Origin of the sequence: Streptoverticillium olivoreticuli subsp. olivoreticuli (assembly GCF_003391135.1) — a bacterium.
GTDB classification, from domain to species: domain Bacteria; phylum Actinomycetota; class Actinomycetes; order Streptomycetales; family Streptomycetaceae; genus Streptomyces; species Streptomyces blastmyceticus.
The window spans coordinates 1989712-2006731 of sequence record NZ_CP031455.1; the positions used below are offsets into that span (position 1 = coordinate 1989712).

Annotated in this window: 14 protein-coding genes; 3 read left to right on the forward strand and 11 right to left on the reverse strand. The window is 73.3% G+C overall.

All coding sequences use genetic code 11. The annotated features are described in order from the left end of the window. Nucleotides 1-10: 10 nt before the first annotated feature. The 3 genes from DXZ73_RS08305 to DXZ73_RS08315 form a co-directional block, all read right to left on the reverse strand. Nucleotides 11-661 (reverse strand): response regulator, encoded by a 651-nt coding sequence (locus tag DXZ73_RS08305; RefSeq protein WP_116215494.1) that lies wholly within the window; start codon nt 659-661, stop codon nt 11-13. Between the two features lie 125 nt (nt 662-786). Beyond that, nucleotides 787-2931 carry an FUSC family protein gene (locus DXZ73_RS08310; RefSeq protein WP_116210369.1) on the reverse strand — a complete coding sequence of 715 codons (2145 nt, stop codon included), beginning with the start codon at nt 2929-2931 and terminating at the stop codon, nt 787-789. A 136-nt stretch (nt 2932-3067) separates the two neighbouring features. Next, nucleotides 3068-3793: a polysaccharide deacetylase family protein gene (locus DXZ73_RS08315; protein ID WP_116210370.1), complete on the reverse strand. Its 726-nt coding sequence runs from the start codon at nt 3791-3793 to the stop codon at nt 3068-3070. Nucleotides 3794-4024: 231 nt separating this feature from the next. Here DXZ73_RS08315 and DXZ73_RS08320 point away from each other — a divergent pair, with 231 nt between their 5' ends. Next, entirely contained in the window at nt 4025-5065 is a 1041-nt protein-coding gene (locus DXZ73_RS08320) for a YncE family protein (RefSeq protein WP_116210371.1), read from the forward strand. Between the two features lie 47 nt (nt 5066-5112). Continuing rightward, a complete protein-coding gene (locus DXZ73_RS08325; protein WP_116210372.1) occupies nt 5113-5514 on the forward strand; it encodes a YchJ family protein in 402 nt (133 codons plus the stop codon). Between the two features lie 23 nt (nt 5515-5537). Here DXZ73_RS08325 and DXZ73_RS08330 read toward each other — a convergent pair whose 3' ends face one another. From DXZ73_RS08330 to DXZ73_RS08365, 8 genes are all read right to left on the reverse strand, one after another. Next, complete coding sequence (locus DXZ73_RS08330; protein ID WP_116210373.1) at nt 5538-6371, reverse strand: endo alpha-1,4 polygalactosaminidase; 834 nt, start codon at nt 6369-6371, stop codon at nt 5538-5540. Further along, the gene (locus tag DXZ73_RS08335) at nt 6368-7057 is read right to left on the reverse strand and encodes a spherulation-specific family 4 protein (RefSeq protein WP_116210374.1); all 690 of its coding nucleotides are present in this window, start codon (nt 7055-7057) and stop codon (nt 6368-6370) included. The genes DXZ73_RS08330 and DXZ73_RS08335 overlap by 4 nt, the downstream gene beginning before the upstream one ends. After that, nucleotides 7054-7956: an NAD-dependent epimerase/dehydratase family protein gene (locus DXZ73_RS08340; protein WP_116210375.1), complete on the reverse strand. Its 903-nt coding sequence runs from the start codon at nt 7954-7956 to the stop codon at nt 7054-7056. Before DXZ73_RS08340 ends, DXZ73_RS08335 begins: the two co-directional genes overlap by 4 nt. Before the next feature lie 9 nt (nt 7957-7965). Further along, nucleotides 7966-8679, reverse strand: coding sequence for a nucleotidyltransferase family protein (locus DXZ73_RS08345; RefSeq protein ID WP_116210376.1), 714 nt, complete (start codon nt 8677-8679; stop codon nt 7966-7968). 54 nt (nt 8680-8733) lie between these two features. Beyond that, the gene (locus tag DXZ73_RS08350; RefSeq protein ID WP_116210377.1) at nt 8734-9735 is read right to left on the reverse strand and encodes an SDR family NAD(P)-dependent oxidoreductase; all 1002 of its coding nucleotides are present in this window, start codon (nt 9733-9735) and stop codon (nt 8734-8736) included. Between the two features lie 52 nt (nt 9736-9787). Next, nucleotides 9788-11245, reverse strand: coding sequence for a hypothetical protein (locus tag DXZ73_RS08355; RefSeq protein WP_116210378.1), 1458 nt, complete (start codon nt 11243-11245; stop codon nt 9788-9790). Further along, the gene (gene pelF, locus DXZ73_RS08360; protein ID WP_116210379.1) at nt 11242-12789 is read right to left on the reverse strand and encodes a GT4 family glycosyltransferase PelF; all 1548 of its coding nucleotides are present in this window, start codon (nt 12787-12789) and stop codon (nt 11242-11244) included. The genes DXZ73_RS08355 and pelF overlap by 4 nt, the downstream gene beginning before the upstream one ends. Before the next feature lie 67 nt (nt 12790-12856). Beyond that, nucleotides 12857-15034 carry a hypothetical protein gene (locus DXZ73_RS08365; protein WP_116210380.1) on the reverse strand — a complete coding sequence of 726 codons (2178 nt, stop codon included), beginning with the start codon at nt 15032-15034 and terminating at the stop codon, nt 12857-12859. 846 nt (nt 15035-15880) lie between these two features. Between DXZ73_RS08365 and DXZ73_RS08370 the strand changes: the two genes are divergently transcribed. Then, complete coding sequence (locus tag DXZ73_RS08370) at nt 15881-16873, forward strand: NAD-dependent epimerase/dehydratase family protein (protein WP_116210381.1); 993 nt, start codon at nt 15881-15883, stop codon at nt 16871-16873. The last annotated feature ends 147 nt before the right edge of the window (nt 16874-17020 follow it).

Sequence of the window (17020 nt, forward strand, 5' to 3'; positions counted from 1 at the left end):
GCCGGGGGCGCTATTCCAGCAGCCCCCGCCGCATCGCCTCGGCGACGGCGGCGGCGCGGTCGGACACGCCGAGCTTCTCGTACAGCCGCTGGGTGTGGGTCTTGACGGTGCTCGCGCCCAGATAAAGCTCCGCGGCCACTTGGGGGATGCTCTTGCCTTCGGCGAAGCCGTGGAGCACCTGCCGCTCGCGCTCGGAGAGGATCGTGGTGTCCCGGTCCGCCCGCAGCCGGATCTCGTCGACGAGCCCGCCGGCCAGGTCCTCCGAGACCACCTGCTTGCCGCTCGCGACCCTGAGCACGGCGTCGACGATCTCGGCCCGCTTGGCGTCCTTGGCGAGATAGCCGGCGGCTCCCTCCTCCACGGCGCGGTAGACCACGGCGGCGTCGGTCGTGGCCGACAGCAGGATGGCGCGGGTCGGCAGCTGATCGCGTACGAGGGCGTGCACGACGGCGATGCCGTCCATCGTGGGGATGCGGTAGTCGATCAGAGCGACCTGGGGCTCCAGCTCCCGGATCACCCGGAGCGCCTCCGCGCCGTCCCCGGCCTCGGCCAGCACCTCGATCCGGCCGCTGAGCCGCAGGCCGCGGGCGATGCCTTCGCGGTAGACGGGGTGGTCGTCGGCGACGACCACCGTCACCGGCGCGCCGGAATCGGACTCCATGGGACCGTCCTCCCGCATGCGCGCCGCCTCCGACAGCGGCGCCGTTCCTGTGGACCACGATAGGCCGGTTCTCCCGGGGCGGCCGGATGTGCCGGACGGCGGGGAGCCGGGCCCGGCGGCTCCCGTCAGCCCGGCGCCCCGCGGATGCGGGCCGCGGCGCGGGCCACTCCGCTGAGCCAGGCCTCGGCGTCGGCGATCAGCAGGGCCTGGGCGTCCGGGATGCCGGGCGTCCCGTGCTCGACGTAGCGCAGCGGCCCGGACGCCTCGGGCGGACAGGTGGCCGGAGGCGTCCACGCCGGGTCCGCGCCGCCGCCGTCACCGGCCCGCAGCGCGTCCGCGGCCCGGAGGACCTCCGCCGCCACCCGCTCGGCCAGGCCGGTCAGTTCGACGGCCACGGCCGCCGGCAGCGGCGCTTGCTGATGGCTCATCAGCATCAGGTCTCCGCCGTGCACCATGTCGTAGCCGACGGTCAGGACCGCCTCCCAGGGCCGGTCCGAGGGATGCCGGCCCCCGCACTCGATGTGGTACTGCGCGGAGGACGCCTCCGCGAAGTGCATCGCGTGGCGCACGGGCAGCAGCAGGTCGGCCGGACCGGGCGCGCCGCCGAGCCGGGCGATGACGGCACGGCAGGACGCGGCGCCCCGGGCGAGGAAGTCGGCCATGTCGCGCCGCAGTTCACCCTGGCCGCCATGGGGCCAGGCGAGGAGGCTCGCCACCGCGCCGATCGCCCCTCCGAGGAGGACGTCGACGATCCGCACCTCGGAGATCCGCCAGTCCGCGGTGGACAGCTGGGTGAAGATCAGGACGAAGGCGAGGGTGAACACCCCCTGGATCCAGGCCGGTCCGAGCAGGGGGGCCACCGTGAAACCGACGAGGACGACGACGAGGAGCGCGACCGCGTAGAAGACGGGGACCTCACCGACGAGATAGAACAGCCCCGCGGCGACCGCCGCCCCGACGGCCGTACCGGCGAAGGCCGGGCCCAGACCCGCGCGCGTGTCCGCCGCCGAGGTGCGCATCAGGCTGAGGGTCGCCAGCAGCACCCAGAAGCCGTGCGCCAGGCCGAGCGCGCCGACCAGCAGCCGCGCGCAGGCCAGGGCGGCGGCGACCCGGAGGGCGTTCTGGAGGTGCACGGAGCGGAGCGTGAGGTGCATCCGCAGTCTGCGCCACCACAGGACGGGCGCCGGGGTCGCGGCGTAGGTGAAGGGGGAGCGCGGGGTACGGCCTCCGGGCGGCCGGCCGCCGAGCGCGATCCGGGCGGCCTCCGTGACCAGGCGGGCCCCTTCGGCCACCGCGCGGACGACCGCGTCCTGCCGCAGCCGCCCGGCCGTGGCACCCGGGAGCGTCTCCGCGCGGGCCGCGTCGAAGGCGTCGAGCTCCTCGGGGAGGGTGCCGTCGTCCTCGGCGGTCCCCGCGCGCAGCGCCGCCGCGGCGCGGCGCAGGCCGCTCTCGGTGTGCCGCAGCAGGGCCAGGGTGGCGGGCGGGGCGCCGGGCGCGCCGCCGGTCCCGGTGAACAGGCGGTCCAACTGGTCCATCACATGCCGGATCGCGGCGTGGGTGTGGCGCAGCGCCCGGACCCGGGCCGCCGGGGAGACGGGCCGCTCCATCAAGGGCACGCGGGACAGCCGGACCCCGTCCAGGGCCCGGTCGGCAGCCGCGCGGGTGTCGGGGGCCAGGGGCGCGCCGGAGCCGGCCGCGAGCCGGTCGGCGGCCGCGCGGGTGCAGTCGGCGACGGCCGCCGCGGCGCCCGCGAGGCGCATCCGGTAGGGCTCCGGCGCCGGTTCGGGCCACAGGAACCGTTCGGCCAGGACGGTGAGCAGGACGCCGAGCGTGAGGCCCAGGAGCCGGGAGCCGAGGGTCTCGGGGGCGTAGGGCGGGAAGCACGGCAGGACGTAGTAGAGCTGGAAGGCGGTGGCGAGTCCGGTCAGGCGGGGGCCGCCCACCGAGCAGTAGGAGATGACGAACCCCACGACGAACATCCCGCAGGCGGCCGCCCAGGAGCTCACCGCGAGCAGGGTGCCCGCGGTGACGAGGAGAGCGCCGACGGGCAGGGCCGTCAGCAGCGTACGGGTCCGCTCGCGCGGCGCCCCCGGCACCTGGCAGAACATGATCAGGGGCAGGGCGCCGAAGATGGAGTACATGGCGATGACCGGGTCGTGCAGCCCGTAGCGGAAGAGGTAGAAGCCCGGGCAGCCCGCCGCGGCCACCCAGAGCGCGCGGCGTGCCGACTCCCGCGCGTCCGGCAGCCGCAGGAGCGCTCTCATGCGCATGGGCGGGTACCGGCCGTCACCTTCCTCACGTTAAGTGAACCCTTGTCGGCCGCAACCCGGGGAATGCGCGGCGAGCAGTACCGCTTTCCGCCCCCGGTCTCCGGACGGCCGGAATGGAATTCGGCGAATACCGCGCTCAGCAATTCAGGGGCATGGGGATGTTCCGCGACGTGGACCCCGAATTGCGGCACAGCCCGTAGCCGTCGTCGCGGAGGTCGTCGATGATCCCCGGCAACGCTTCGGGGAAGTGCGTGAAGAGGTGCCCGAGCACCACTCCGCCCCGCTTGTCCGCCGCCGGGGCCTCACGCACTCGCGCCCGTACGGTGGCCGCGCCGGGAAGGCTCCCGCCGGAGCCGTCCCAGTCGAGCGTGTCCACGGTCCATGTGCACATGCGGTAACCGAGTTCGGTGGCGATCCGGGTCTCCCGGTCCCCGTAGTCGCCGAAGGGCGGCCGCAGCAGTGTGCTGTCCAGCCCGTCGCGGATCTCCGCGCGGGCGTCCGCTTCGGAGAGTTCCGTCAGGCGCCGGTGGGAGTAGGTGTGGTTGCCGACCCAGTGGCCCTGGGCGCGCAAGGTCTCGGTGATGCCGGGGTACTGGGAGGCGAACTCGTTGATGAGGAAGAACGCGGCGCGAATGCCCCGGCTCCGCAGATAGTCCCCCACCTCCACCGTGAGGTCCGGGTCGTCGTAGGACCAGTCGTCGAATGTCAGCAGCACTCTGCCCGAGGTGTTGCCGCAGCGCTGGTGGTCGTACGGGACGGCCCGGTGCGCACCGGCGTTGACGGTGGCAGGGGCGAGGGCCAGCGCCAGGGTGGTCAGGGCCGCGACCAGCGCGATTCGCCTGCTCTTCCGATAACCGGACATCCGGGGACTCCTCTTCCGGCCGCAATGGGGGTCCGATCATCCCGGCGGCCGGGGCGCGCCGCCAGCAGCGGGGAGGCGTGTCGGCCGCACGGCGCGACGAGCTCCGATGTGATGCGGGTCACTCCCGCTCCGGGGTACCCGCGGCCTCACCTGAGTCATTGCGCGCGGGACAAGGATGACGTGAGCGGAACGCACTGGAGCGGCGCGGCGGGAGCGCCGAGGATACGGGCCATGAACCTCACCGATACGGGTTCCGCCCGTGACCTGCTGGCTGTCGTGAGCCAGACCGGACCGACCGTCACCTTCTTCGACGCGGTCACCCATGAGCGGCTGGACGTGCTCGAAGTCCCTTCACAGCCGCACGAGTTGTGCTTCGACCCGGACCGGCGGCTGCTGTACTGCGCCTGCACCTATGTGGCCGGCTACTACCACGCGCACCAGGGGCGGGCGCGGCAGATCGCGGTCGTCGACGTGGACGCCCGCGCGGTCGTCGACACGATCGACATCGGGCCGGACCACGCGCCGCACGGGCTCGCCCTGGACCGGGCGCGCCACCGGCTCTATGTGAGCGTCGAGGCCACCGCGGACGGGCCGGGGGCGGTGCTCGTCCTCGACACGCGGACCCACAAGCCGGTCGGCAGGATCCCGCTGATGGCCGACGGCCCGCACTGGTTCGCGATCACTCCGGACGGGCGGCGCGGGTACTCCACCAACAAGGAGGCCCCGTTCGTGTCCGTCGTCGACCTGGAGCGCGACGAGTTCGTCGGGCGCGTCGCGGTCCCCGGGAGCGAGGGGCTGGCCGTCTCGCCCGACGGCACACAGGTCTTCGTGGCGGCCCTCAAGGGCGACTTCGGCGACGGGCCGGCCGAGCCGCCGGGGGTCCGGGTGATCGACGTCGCCACCGGCCGTACCGTACGGACGCTGCCCACCGGCGGTGTGGTCTTCCCCGTGCACACCACCGCCACCGGGGCGGTCCTCGCGGGCGAGCTGCGGATGGCCGGTGGCGGCGGCTCGCTGGGGGCGCAGACCGACGGCGTGCTCACGGTGTTCGCGCCGGGCACGCTGGAGGTGGCCGGACAGGTGGAGGTGGGCCGGTTCCCCTTGACGATCGCTTCGTCGCCGTCGGGTGCGGTGGCGTACGTCTCCAACGTCCTGTCCAGCACGGTCACGGTCGTCGATGTGGAGCGGCTGCGGGTGATCACGACGCTGGAGGTGGACCGGGCCGGGGAGGCGGGCGCGCACGGCCTCGCCTACATCCCGGCCGCCCGCTGACCGGGGTGCCGGGCCGGGTGCTCCCCCGCGGCATGGACAATCGGAGGATGTCCAACACACGCACCACCCCCCTCACCGACGACTGCCCGTGCGGTCTCGGCAAGCCCTACGGCGACTGCTGCGGCGCCCTCCACCGGGGCGCCCGGAGCGCGGCCACCGCCGAGGCGCTGATGCGGTCCCGCTACAGCGCGTTCGCCGTGCGCGACGCCGCTTATCTGCTGCGGTCGTGGCATCCGGACACCCGGCCGGAGAGCCTCGACTTCGACCCGGAGCAGCGGTGGACCCGGCTGGAGATCCTCGGCACGACGGGCGGCACGGCGTTCCACAACGAGGGCACCGTGGAATTCCGCGCCCACTTCACGGCGCGGGGCCGCGCGGGCGACCAGCACGAGAACAGCCGCTTCGCGCGCGTGAACGGCGAGTGGGTCTACGTCGACGCGCTCGACTGAGGGCCCGGGGCGGAGCCCCGCGCTCAACACGGCTCGCGCCAGGCGTCCAACGCCAACCGCTTGCGCATGGAGCTCAGTCCCAGGCTCTTCGCCTCGGCGCAGAAATCGCCCCGGGCCAGCTCGTACTCCACATGGAACACCGCCTTCCCCTTCTTCACGAACGGCGTCAGCGCGTCGCACTCCTCGAACTGCGCGCACTGCTCGTTCACCGCGAAGTCGAAGTCGGAGACCAGTTTCGGGATCTGTTCGAGGTCGTTCTTCAGCCCGATGGAGAGGCCGCGGTCGTGGGCCAGCCGGGCGAGCATGCGGTTGAAGGCGAGCTGGTCGGCGGCCGTCAGGGGGAAGCCGGTGTGGTTGCGGTAGCCCTCCGTCAGATCCGGTTCGACCGCGTCGAAGCCCTTCTTGCGGCACATGTCCATGCGGGCGGCCATGATCGGGCGGAGGGTGTCGAGGCGGCGGATGTCCAGCCACTTCTCACCGTTCCAGCCCTTGTTCTTGTCGCCGAGCAGGGATTTGGGGTAGGCGCCGCGGTCGGGCCGGAAGTCCTCCCACGCACCGGCGTTGATGTAGCAGATCACCTTCCGGCCGCGGGCGTGGAGCCGGTCGACGACCTCGGCGGAGTTCTCGAATCCGTCGATATCGTAGACGGGGACGTCCACGCCGGTGTCGACCTTCCCGTCGAGCTGCCACTGCCAGCGGGTGCCGGGCCGGGGCTGCCAGTGACCTGACGGCGGGCTCGCGGGGCGGGCCGTCGGGTCCGCCCCGTCGTCCGGCTCCCCTTGCGACGAGCCGGTGGACGAACAGCCGGCGAGGAGCAACAGCACGGCCGGCAGCACGGCCCACCACCTGCGGCTCATCGCGCCTCCCCCGCGATCGCGGCCGCCCGGGGCACGGCCTGCCAGGGGTTGGGCCCCTCGCCCGGCACCGCGCAGTGCACGGCCGCGCCCCGCCGCTCGGCGGTGCGCGCCACCTGCTCGGCGCGCTCCTGGGGCACTCCGTGGACGAGGTGGCAGAAGCGCTCCGGCGGGTGATCAGCGGTCCAGACCGGCACCTCGGCCCGCCGGTACGCCTCCCAGTCGCCCTCGAAGGTGACAAGCAGGTCGGCGAGGTGGGCGTAGCCGGGGTCGGGGTGGATGCCGGGGTTGAGCACGGCCGTCCGCGCGCCCAGCGCCTTGGCGAGCAGCACCAGCCGTCGGTAGCGGGGCAGCAGCGCCGGGTGGGCCGCGGCCTGGTCGAGGAAGACCCCGTCGACCTCGTACCACCTGCGGTGGCGGCGGATGTCGGCGACAACCTCGCGGGCCGGGCGGTGGCCGTAGCCGGTGTCGGTGTAGCCGAGCAGGGGGACGCCCGCGGCGCGCAGGCGTGCGGCCGCGGCGCAGAAGGCGGGGTCGGGACGGCCGCCCGGCCCGTCGGCGACGTTGAGGACCACTCCGCGCAGCGCGGGGGCGGCCGCCTCCAGCGCGGTCCACGCCCCGGGGTCGACGGCGGGATGGACGTAGAGCGGGACGAGCAGTCCGCGTGGCTCCGCGGCCGTACGGTTCATGGGGCGGACTCCGGCGGTCGGGCGGTCCCGTCCCACAGGTCGGTGAGGGACTCGGCGAGGGTGCGGCGCGGCTGCCAGTGCAGGGCGCGTGTGGCGAGAGTGATGTCCGCCTGCTGCCAGGGTACGGCGGCGGAGCGGTGCGAGCCGTCGCCGTCCTCGTCCAGCCGGCCGCGGAAGCCCGCGGCCCGGATCAGTTCCTCGGCGAGCTCCCGGGCCGAACGGGCGGTGCCGCTGCCGATGTTGACGACGGGTGGCAGGGGCCCGGGGGCGGTGACGGCGCGCACGACGGCCTCCGCCACGTCGCGGGCGTCGACGAAGTCGCGGTGGGTGGAGAGGTCGCCGACGCGGACCCGGCCGTCGGGTCCGGCCCGGCGCAGCTCGGCGGCGAGGCGGCCGGACAGGGAGGCGGCGGGCGCGCCGGGGCCCACGGGGTTGAACACCCTCAGGACGACGGCGTCGAGGCCGGAGCCGGTGACCGCGAGGGTGCCGGCCAGCTTGGCGGCGCCGTAGAGGCCGGCCGGGCAGGTGGTGCCGGATTCGGTGAGGGGCGTACGGCCTTCGGTGGCGCCGTACTCGGCGGCGGAGCCGAGGTGGACCAGGCGGGCCCTTGGCGCCGCCTCGCGCAGCGCTTCGCAAAGGGCCGCGGGGCCGCGGGCGTTGGTGGCGGTGAGGGTCAGGGGGCTGCCGCCGACCGCGCCCGCGCAGTTGACGACGGCATCGGGGGCGGCGGTCCGCAGGGCGGCGGCCAGCGGACCCGGATCGGCGGTGGCCAGGTCGAGAGGCAGTCCGGCACCCGGCCCGCGGCCGGCGTCGAGGACCTGCGCGCCCGGGAGGGCGCGCAGGAGCTCGGCGGTGTGCCGGCCCAGGAAGCCGGTGACGCCCAGGACGAGAATGCGCATGCGGGCCGGTCACGCTCCCTTGATCAGCAGATCGCGGTGGCCGGAGAACTCCCGGTTGGCCCGGTCGTAGTCGTCGGGGCGGCCGATGTCGAGCCAGTAGCCGTCGAAGTCGTAGGCGTGCGGCGGGGTCTCCTCCTCCAGCATGTCCAGGACCAACTCGTCGAATCCGAGCGGGAGTCCGGGGGTGTAGCGGGCGAGTGCGGCGCGGGACACGCCGTAGACGCCCATCGAGACCCGGTAGTCCATGCTCGGCTTCTCGGCGAAGCCGACGACGCGACCGGCGTCGGTGGTGAGCACCCCGAAGTCGATGTTCACCTGACGGGCGTAGGTGGCGATGGTGAGCGGTGCCCCCGAGGCCACGTGGGTGCGGTGGACGTCACCGAAGTCGAGGTCGGTGAGGATGTCGCCGTTCATGGCGAGGAAGTGCTCGGGCAGCCGGTCGATCATGGTGAGGAGGGGGCCCATGGTGCCGAGGGGGCTCTCCTCGGTGGTGTAGTCGACCCTCATGCCCCACTGGGAGCCGTCGCCGACGTACGCGCGGATGATGTGACCGAGGTGGCCGATGGCGAGGGTGCAGCTGGTGAAGCCCGCCCCGGCGAGCTGGCGCATCACGATCTCCAGGATCGCGTGCTCCTCGCCTATGGGCACGAGGGGCTTGGGGAGCGCCGTGGTGTACGGGCGCAGCCGGACGCCCTTGCCTCCGGCAAGTATGACTGCGTGCATGGGTGCCGTCCTCTCTGCGTGGGTGACGTCGTGGCGGTGAGCGGTCCCGCCGCGTCAGACGTTGTAGATTCCGGCCTTGTAGCGGCCGAGGTTCCGCGGGTCGCGAAAGAATTCGACGGTCCGGGCGAGGCCCTGTTCCAGGGTGTGGGCGGGGGCCCAGCCGGTGGCGGCGCGCAGCCTGGTGGCGTCGCAGACGAGCCGCATGACCTCCGAGTTCTCCGGCCGGATGCGCTCGGGGTCGGGGCGTACGTCCAGATCGGCGTCCATGAGCTTGCCGATCAGGGACACCAGGTCGCCGATGGAGATCTCCTCGCCGGTACCGGAGTTGAAGGTGCGTCCGACGACCTCGTCCGCGGGCGCGGTGCCGACGGCGAGGAAGGCGGCGACGGTGTCCTTGACGTAGCTGAAGTCGCGGGTGGGGCGGAGGTCGCCGAGGGTGATGACGCGCTGTCCGGCGGCGACCTGCCCGATGACGGTGGGGATGACGGCGCGCATCGACTGCCGCGGCCCGAAGGTGTTGAAGGGCCGCAGGGTGACCACGGGCACGCCGAAGCTGGCGTGGTAGCTGTCGGCGAGGCGGTCACCGCCGGCCTTCGAAGCGGCGTACGGGGACTGGGTGTTGATGGGGTGGTCCTCGCCGATGGGCACGGTCCGCGCGGTGCCGTAGGTCTCGCTGGTGGAGGTGTGGACGAGGCGTGGGATGCCCAGGTGGCGTACGGCTTCGAGCACGTTGAGGGTGCCGGTGACGTTGGTCTCCACATAGCTGTGCGGGGCGCGGTAGGAGTACGGGATCGCGATCAGGGCGGCCAGGTGGTAGACGGCCTCGGTGCCGGTGACGAGCCCGGTGACGGAGCCGGGGTCGCGGACGTCGCCGAGGACGACGTCGACCTGCTCCATCACGTCCTCGGGCAGCGTCTCCAGCCATCCGTACGAGGAGAAGGAGTTGTACTGCACCATGGCGCGGACCCGGTGGCCGGAGGCGACGAGCGTCTCGACGAGGTGCGAGCCGATGAAGCCTTCCGCGCCGGTGACGGCGACGAGTGCGGGTGCGGGCATGAGGGTCTCCCTTGGTGACGGACTGTGTGCTTGGCGGTGCGTGTGCTGTGGGTCAGCGGTGCGTGGTGAGCCGTCCGAGCCGCTGGGCGGCGACGGCCAGCAGGGTGGCCGCCGCGCCCGTACAGATGACGAGTTGGGCCGTGGCCGGTGCCGGGGTCCGCAGGGCGAGCGCGGCCGATTCGGCACCGGCCGCGCCCAGGCACAGCAGGGCCGGGGCCCAGGCGACGCCGAACGCCTGGAGCAGCAGTCCGGCCCACAGGACCGTGCCGAGGGCGAGCAGGCCGGTGAGCCGTACGGCGGTGACCGGCGGTCCGTCCGGCCAGAGCGCGCCGGTGGTCAGCGCGAGGGCGGTGAGGGCGGCGAGGTAGGCGGTCGCGCACAGGGCGAGCACCCGGGCCCCGCCGGTCAGCAGTCCGCGGGGGGTCGTGGCGCGGGTGAGCGCGGCGAGTGCCATGCTCCGGCAGCGGTAGAGCAGCCATTCGGCGGCTCCCATGCTGAGGGTGAGCGCGATGACGGCGGCACCGGCCGTGCGGGCTCCGGGGCTGTGGCGCAGGACGTCGCCCAGCGCGGCGAGGGTGGTGAGTACTCCGCAGCCCAGGCCGAACAGCCCGTACGGCAGTGAGGCGAGCGGTGACAGCGAGGGCGGCGGGGTGTACGGGGTGTCGCTCTTGCGGGTGCGGAGGATCTCGTACGCCGCGGCGCCGGTCACCGCGGTGACGGTGGCGAGGAGCAGGGCGATCCGCACGGCGGCGGGCAGGGGGACGGCGAGGAGCAGGGTTCCCCCGGCGGCGGTGGGCAGCAGGGTGAGCAGCAGGAGCCGTTCCCTGCCGAGGACGAGCAGGACGGTGGCCGCCGCGAGATAGACGGCCTGACCCGCGGCGAAGGAGGTGACCCCGGTGCTCCGGGGTGCCGTCAGGGTGGCCGCGGTGGCGAGCAGGGCGCCCAGCGGCGCTCCCCATTGGAGGCAGCGCCCGGCGGCGGGGCGGCCGACGGCGAGGCGGAGGTAGGCGCGGTGGGCGAAGCCCTGGTTCCAGGCCCAGGCCACGAGCGCCGAGACGACGAGTCCGACGGTGCCCCGGGGCAGTCCGTAGCCGTCCCGGGCGCCGGCCATCAGCGGTGCGCCGATGGCGTAGCCGAAGCCGGGCAGGGTGAACACCAGGGCCCTGAGCAGGAATTGGGCGGGGTGCACCCGCCAGGGGTCGGGGCGGGGGCCGGGCTCGGGATGGCTGCGGGGGACGCGTGCGTAGAGCTCCGCCGCGAGCTCGAAGGCGTCGGCCCGGCCGTAGCGTTCGGTGATCTGTTCCCCGGTCAGCCCGTCCGCCTCCAGGACGGCCGCGATCTCGTCGGGGTGCACGGCGACGGCGCACACCTCGGCCAGTTCCTCGGCGAGTTCGTCGATCGGGTCCGCGGCCCAACGCGGCCGGGGTCTCGGGCGGAGGGACCCCGGGGTGGCGGCGAGATCGTGGGTGGGCTCGGGCTCGTCGGGCACGAGGCGCAGTAAGCCGCTCATCCGGCGTCACCTGCCGCCATGGCCATGACGGGGCCGAGAGCGGCCTCGTCGAGGAGCGGTTGCGGCTGCGGCCGGCGCCAGGGGCGCTCCACGGGCCGCTGTCCGACGCCCGCGAGGTCGCGGTAGATGTCGCGGAAGGCGCTGATCGTCTGGCGGAGGGTGAACTGCTCGATGACGCGGAGCCGGGCGGCCTCGCCCATGCGGGCGCGCAGCCCGTCGTCCCGCAGCAGCTTCAGGGCCGCTTTCGCCATGCTCTCGGGGTCGCGGGGCGGGACGACGAGCCCGGCGTCGCCGACCGCTTCGCAGACCCCGCCCACGTCGGTGGAGACGGTGGCGCGGCCGCAGGACATGGCCTCGATGAGGGTGAAGGGGAAGCCTTCGCTGATGCTGGAGAGCATCACCACGTTGCCCGCGGCGTAGGCGTCGCGGATGTCCTCGACCCGGCCCTCGAAGACGACGGCCTCGCCCACGCCGAGCTCGGCGGCGAGCTTCTCGCAGGAGGTGCGGTAGGCCTCGCCGCCACGCGGGGTGCCGCCGAAGAGCCGCAGCCGCGCCTCGGGTATCTCGGCCCGTACGAGCGCGAACGCCCGGATCAGGGTCTCCAGGCCCTTGATCGGGTCGACGCGCCCGGCCCAGCTGAGCGTCGGGGTCTTCGGTTCCGGTCCGGCGGGCGGGAACGCCGCCGGGTCGACGCCGTTGTAGACGGTGCGGATCCGGGCGGGCGGGGTGCCCCCGTGCTCCTCCCAGCGCCGGTTGTAGCGGTTGCCGGGGGTGACGAGCGCGGCGCAGCGGTAGCTCTCGACGGCGAGCAGCCGGAACAGGCCCAGCATCAGGGCCTTGACCGGCCAGGTGTACGGCTCCGCGCGGAAGCCGAGGTAGCGCTCCCGCAGGTAGATGCCGTGTTCGGTGAGGAGGAAGGGGGTGCCGTGCCGGTGGTGGGCGATCAGGCCCGGGAGCGCCGCGAGTCCGCCGCTCACCGCGTGGGTGACGCCCCCGGCGGGCGGGTCGGCGGCGAGCGGGCGGAGCGCGTGCTCCAGCAGGTCGGTGGCGGTCAGCGCGTCGTGGAGCGTGGGGCGCGCGGCGGCCGCGGCGAGCCCGGGTCGGTTCCAGACGCGGACGAGGGCGCGGGCGGCGGCCTCGCCGCGCAGGGCCGGGGCGAGGGTGCCCGCCGCGGCGTGGTCGGCCAGTCGGTAGAAGGCGCGCGGGAAGTGGTGTTCCTGCGCGGGGTCGAGGAGGGCGAGCAGGAACTGTTCGTAGCAGGCGAGGAAGGAGCGCAGGGCCCGGCCGCGCGGGGCGCGGCCGGCCGGGGGCGGGCCCCACAGCGGGTGGGACTCGACGCCGCGGACGTGGGCCGGGAGTTCCCAGGCGAGGGACTCCCGGCCGGTGCCCGTGACCGCGATGACCCGGAAGTCGACGTCGGGCATGCCCTGCACCAACTGGTCGCACCACACGCTCACTCCGCCATGGCTGTGCGGGTAGGTCCCCTCGGTGAGCAGCGTCACCGAGAGGGTGTCGGATGCCGTTTCGGCAAGCGGTCCGTGCATGAAATTCGGTTCTCCAGAGGTGGCGCGGCCTGAGGTGGTGGGGTGCGCGGAGGGCCTGCGAGCGGGTTCAGCGGCGGGCGGTCGGCACCGGGCCGTACGGCACGGCGTGGGCGACGCCCTGGGGAACGGTGAGCCGGGCCGCCGGGGCCTGCACCCGTGCGGCGTGGCCCGTGGGCGACGAGGTCGCCGGGGTCGCGGCGGTCGGCAGGGTGAAGGAGAGCTGGGGCTGTCCGGCGGCGGGCGCGGCCCAGCCGGAGCGCGTTCCGGCGTAGGCGGTGCCGAAGGGGGCGGTGGTGCCGCCCTGGAGCTGCACGGTGCCCTCGGGGAAGGTCGCGGTGGTCTGCACGCCACCGGGGGCGCTGACGGTGACGGCGGAGCCGATGCGGTAGGCCGTGACCTTGCCGGAGGCGAGCGCCGACTTCCAGGCGGCCCGCTTGCTCAGCTCCGTACCGATGTCCCGCATGCGGAGGTTGACGATCGGGGTGCTGTCGGCGTAGAGGCCGGCGTAGTCGGAGAGCGCCTTCTCCAGGACCGCGTAACCGATGCGCTCCTCGGAGAGGTTGGACTGGTGCATGAAGTGCGGCCGCGGGTCGTTGGCGAGCACGTGGCCGAGGGCGATCCGGGTCTCCAGGGGCACGATGTAGGAGTTGAAGCCCGTCTTCACGTCCAGCGGGGTCTTCAGGCAGGTGGTCACCTTGGAGTTCTCGCAGATGCCGCTGCCGCCGTCGGCCTTCTTGGTGTAGAGCCAGTTGTACTCGTCGGTCTCCTCGGCGGCGGTGCCGGTGTTGTAGAAGATGTTCATCGGGTAGCGGGGCACGGTGAGCGCGGCGCCGACCGGGCGCTGCTGCGGTTCGCGCGAGGTGTCGCTGCCGACCCAGCTCACACCGTTGAGCGCCAGCACCGGGGCGAGGTTGGGGTTGTCCTGGGTCTGCTGCGGGAGCGTCTTGAGGCCGGAGTGCTCGCCGGTGACGAGTTCGTCCCTGTCGAGGGTGAGCCCCTGCCGGGCGCCCCAGTTGAGGTTGTCGTTGATCTGGCTGTTGATGTAGGCGCCGCTGACCCACTTGGTGTTGCCGAAGAGGTCGGTCTGGCACTTCCACGGCACGACGGTGGTGTTCTGCTCACAGCCGAGGAAGGCGTGGGTGTAGGTGTGGTTGATCCAGCGGAAGGACTTCTGGTCGGCGACGAGCTGGTTCAGGAGCGGGTCGGGCGCCCCGCCGTGGTCCGCCCGGTACTCCTCGCTGCCGACGCCGTTGTAGGCGAAGTCGATGGGGAGGTTGTGGCTCTGCGACCACTGCTTGGCGTACTGCGCGTCGGCCGCGGTCATCCGCAGCGCCGGGTGGTCGGGGGTGGGGTTGCCGGGGCAGTCGACGTCGCCGGGGGTGCACTTGAGCTTGGTGTCCCAGCGGTCGTCCGAGGCGAAGACGTCGTCGACGTGCACCCCGAAGTAGTTGCGGGAGGCGCCGAGGTGGACCCCTTGCGTCAGCCACTCCACGATGCCGCGGGAGACCAGCCGGAACTGCTGCTGGTACTGGTTGTAGACGAAGGTCACGACCAGCTCGCTGCGGCCGTCGTGGGCGTACTGGCCGATCAGCGAGCCGCGCCCGGTGCCGCCGGGTATGGGCGCGTCGAGGTAGCTGGTGTACGTGGCGCCGTCCGCCTGCTTGTCCAGCGGGGTGGAGAGATAGCCCCAACTCTCGTTCACAGTGGGATCGTTGTCCTCAAAGGGAACGTTTTTCCTCAGGTATCCGAACGGCCCGGCGGCCCCGTCCGCGGTCACCTGCGCGGACTTGCCGTCGAGGCTGCCGCTGTAGCCGGAGTCCTGCGGGGTGTTGAGGCCCACGGCCGGGCGGGCGTACGTATAGGCGTCGACCTGGCGTATGCCGAAGCGCTTCTCGTAGGACGCCAGCGCCGCCATCTCCGGCGAATTGGCGCCGAACGGGCTGTCGTTGGGCAGCACCACGCCCTGGAACTTCGCCCTGGGTCTGCCGTCGACGGTGTCGCTGAGGAACGCGTCGTCGATCCGGGCGCGCCCGGAGTCGGAGAGCGCGATGCTCGTGTACGGCGTGCCGGCGCCGTCGAGTTCGGCGCGTATCGCCTCGGTGGCGGGACCGCCGTCGTCGACGACGAGCACCCGCAGATCGATTCTCGCAGTGGTGTCGGCGGCCTGCGCCCCGGCCGCGGGAACGGCCATGGCGAGCAGGGCGCCCGCAGCGCAGGCCGCGGCAAGACGGGTCGAACGACCCATGATTTTCTCCCCCCAGAACGGGCACGCGCACCCCGTGCGCCGCCGTCCGGTAAGAACGCGTGCACGCAGCACCGGACCCGGCACCACGGCACATCGAATAAGTCCCCAGGAGCGGCCCCTTCGCGGTCGCGCCTCCCCACCCGACCGCCCGCTTCTCCCGCACCCTGCGCGGACGCCATGTCCGTCGCCGATGCCGTACGGCCGGAGCCGATGCCGTACGACGGTGTCCGCGAGCGCAGGGCACGGCGGTGCCGCGACCTCGAGAGGCACCGATGCCTCTCGACCGCCCAGCCATATAGTGCGCCATGGCCGAACGTCTCGCTGGCGCACTGCCGAGTAGCCCGGACGCATGTGACCGGGGTCTGTCCGGAATTGAGCGCACCGCCGCCGGGGCCCCGGCCGGGCCGTGGGACGCCGACTGCCGCGGTCACCTCCGGGGTGACCTGTGCCGACATTGGTGTGCACCGCCGTGATGCGCACCGTCGTCGCGCCGTGTCGCACGGGTCACCCGGGGAACGGAGCGCCCGGAGATCGGCCTGATGATTACTGTCCGGCTTGCCCGTTGCACCCGTCAATTGTCGGATACATCCCCCGCTCGTCGATCTCCGTGACCGCGGTTTTCAAGATCCATTCAAAGCCGGAAAGGCAACCGGAAGCAACGCTCCCCCCTCTAAGTAAGGTTGTCCTCAAATCCTTGGGGGATGGATCAACTCCGGTTGACCCGCAGCATGTTGGAGAATCGCTCGCAGGAAACGGAATTTTATCCCCCGGTTATCTGCTCCCGGCAGATCCGCTCAGCGCTCGGAGCACTTCCGTGAACGCCCGTGACCAGGCAGGGTTTCCCGCATGAGGCTACTGATACTGGGCGGAACGGAATTCGTGGGCCACGCCGTCACCGAGGCGGCCCTGGCCCGCGGCTGGGAGGTGACCGTCTTCCACCGGGGGCGGCACGCGGCACCGGCGGGCGCGGTCGCCCTGCACGGCGACCGCACGGCGCCGGGCGGATACGCGGCCCTGGGCGCGGGCGAGTGGGACGCCGTCGTCGACACCTGGTCGGCGGCGCCGACGGCCGTGCGCGACGCGGCACGGGCCCTGGCCGGGCGGGTCGGGCGGTACGCGTATGTCTCGACGGGCTCCGTGTACACCTACCCCTCGCCCGACGGGCACGACGAGAGCCACCCCGTGGTCGACGGCTCGCCGGACGCGGACGCCGTGGACTACGCGCGGGACAAGCGCGGCGGAGAGCTCGCGGCGACCGCGGCCTTCGGTGACGACGCGACGCTCCTGGTGCGCTCCGGGCTGATCCTCGGCCCCCGCGAGAACATCGGCCGGCTGCCGTGGTGGCTGAACCGGATCGCCCGCGGCGGGCCGGTCCTGGCGCCGGGGCCGCGCGATCTGGAGTTGCAGTTCATCGACGTGCGCGACCTCGCCGCCTGGACCCTGGACGCCGTCGCGGACGGGCTCGCGGGCCCGTACAACCTGATCGCCCCGCCGGGCCACACGACGACGGGCGCCCTGCTGGAGGCCTGCGTACGCGTCACCGGCTCCGACGCGGAGCTGCGCTGGACCGACCCCGAACCGATCCTCGCGGCGGGCGTCCGGCCCTGGACGGACCTTCCGGTGTGGGTGCCGCGGGGCGAGCTGTACGACACGCTGCACCGGGGGTCGGCGGCGAAGGCCCTGGCCGCGGGGCTGCGGTGCCGGCCCGCGGAGGAGACAGTGGCCGACACGTGGGCGTGGCTGCGGTCGCTGGGGGGCGTGGCACCGCAGCGGCCGGACCGCCCGGCTCCGGGGCTGGATCCCGAACTGGAGGCGAAGGTCCTGGGCGCCGGCGGCTGACACCTCGCGTGCCGGGCGGGCCGGACGGCCCGCCCGGTGCCGGAATCGCCGGGCCGCACCCGCCGACATAAAATGACAATGATCATCGAACGGTAAACCCGTACCGGTCCTGTCCCGTCTCCCCTGGAGAAATCCCCTCCAAGAGGA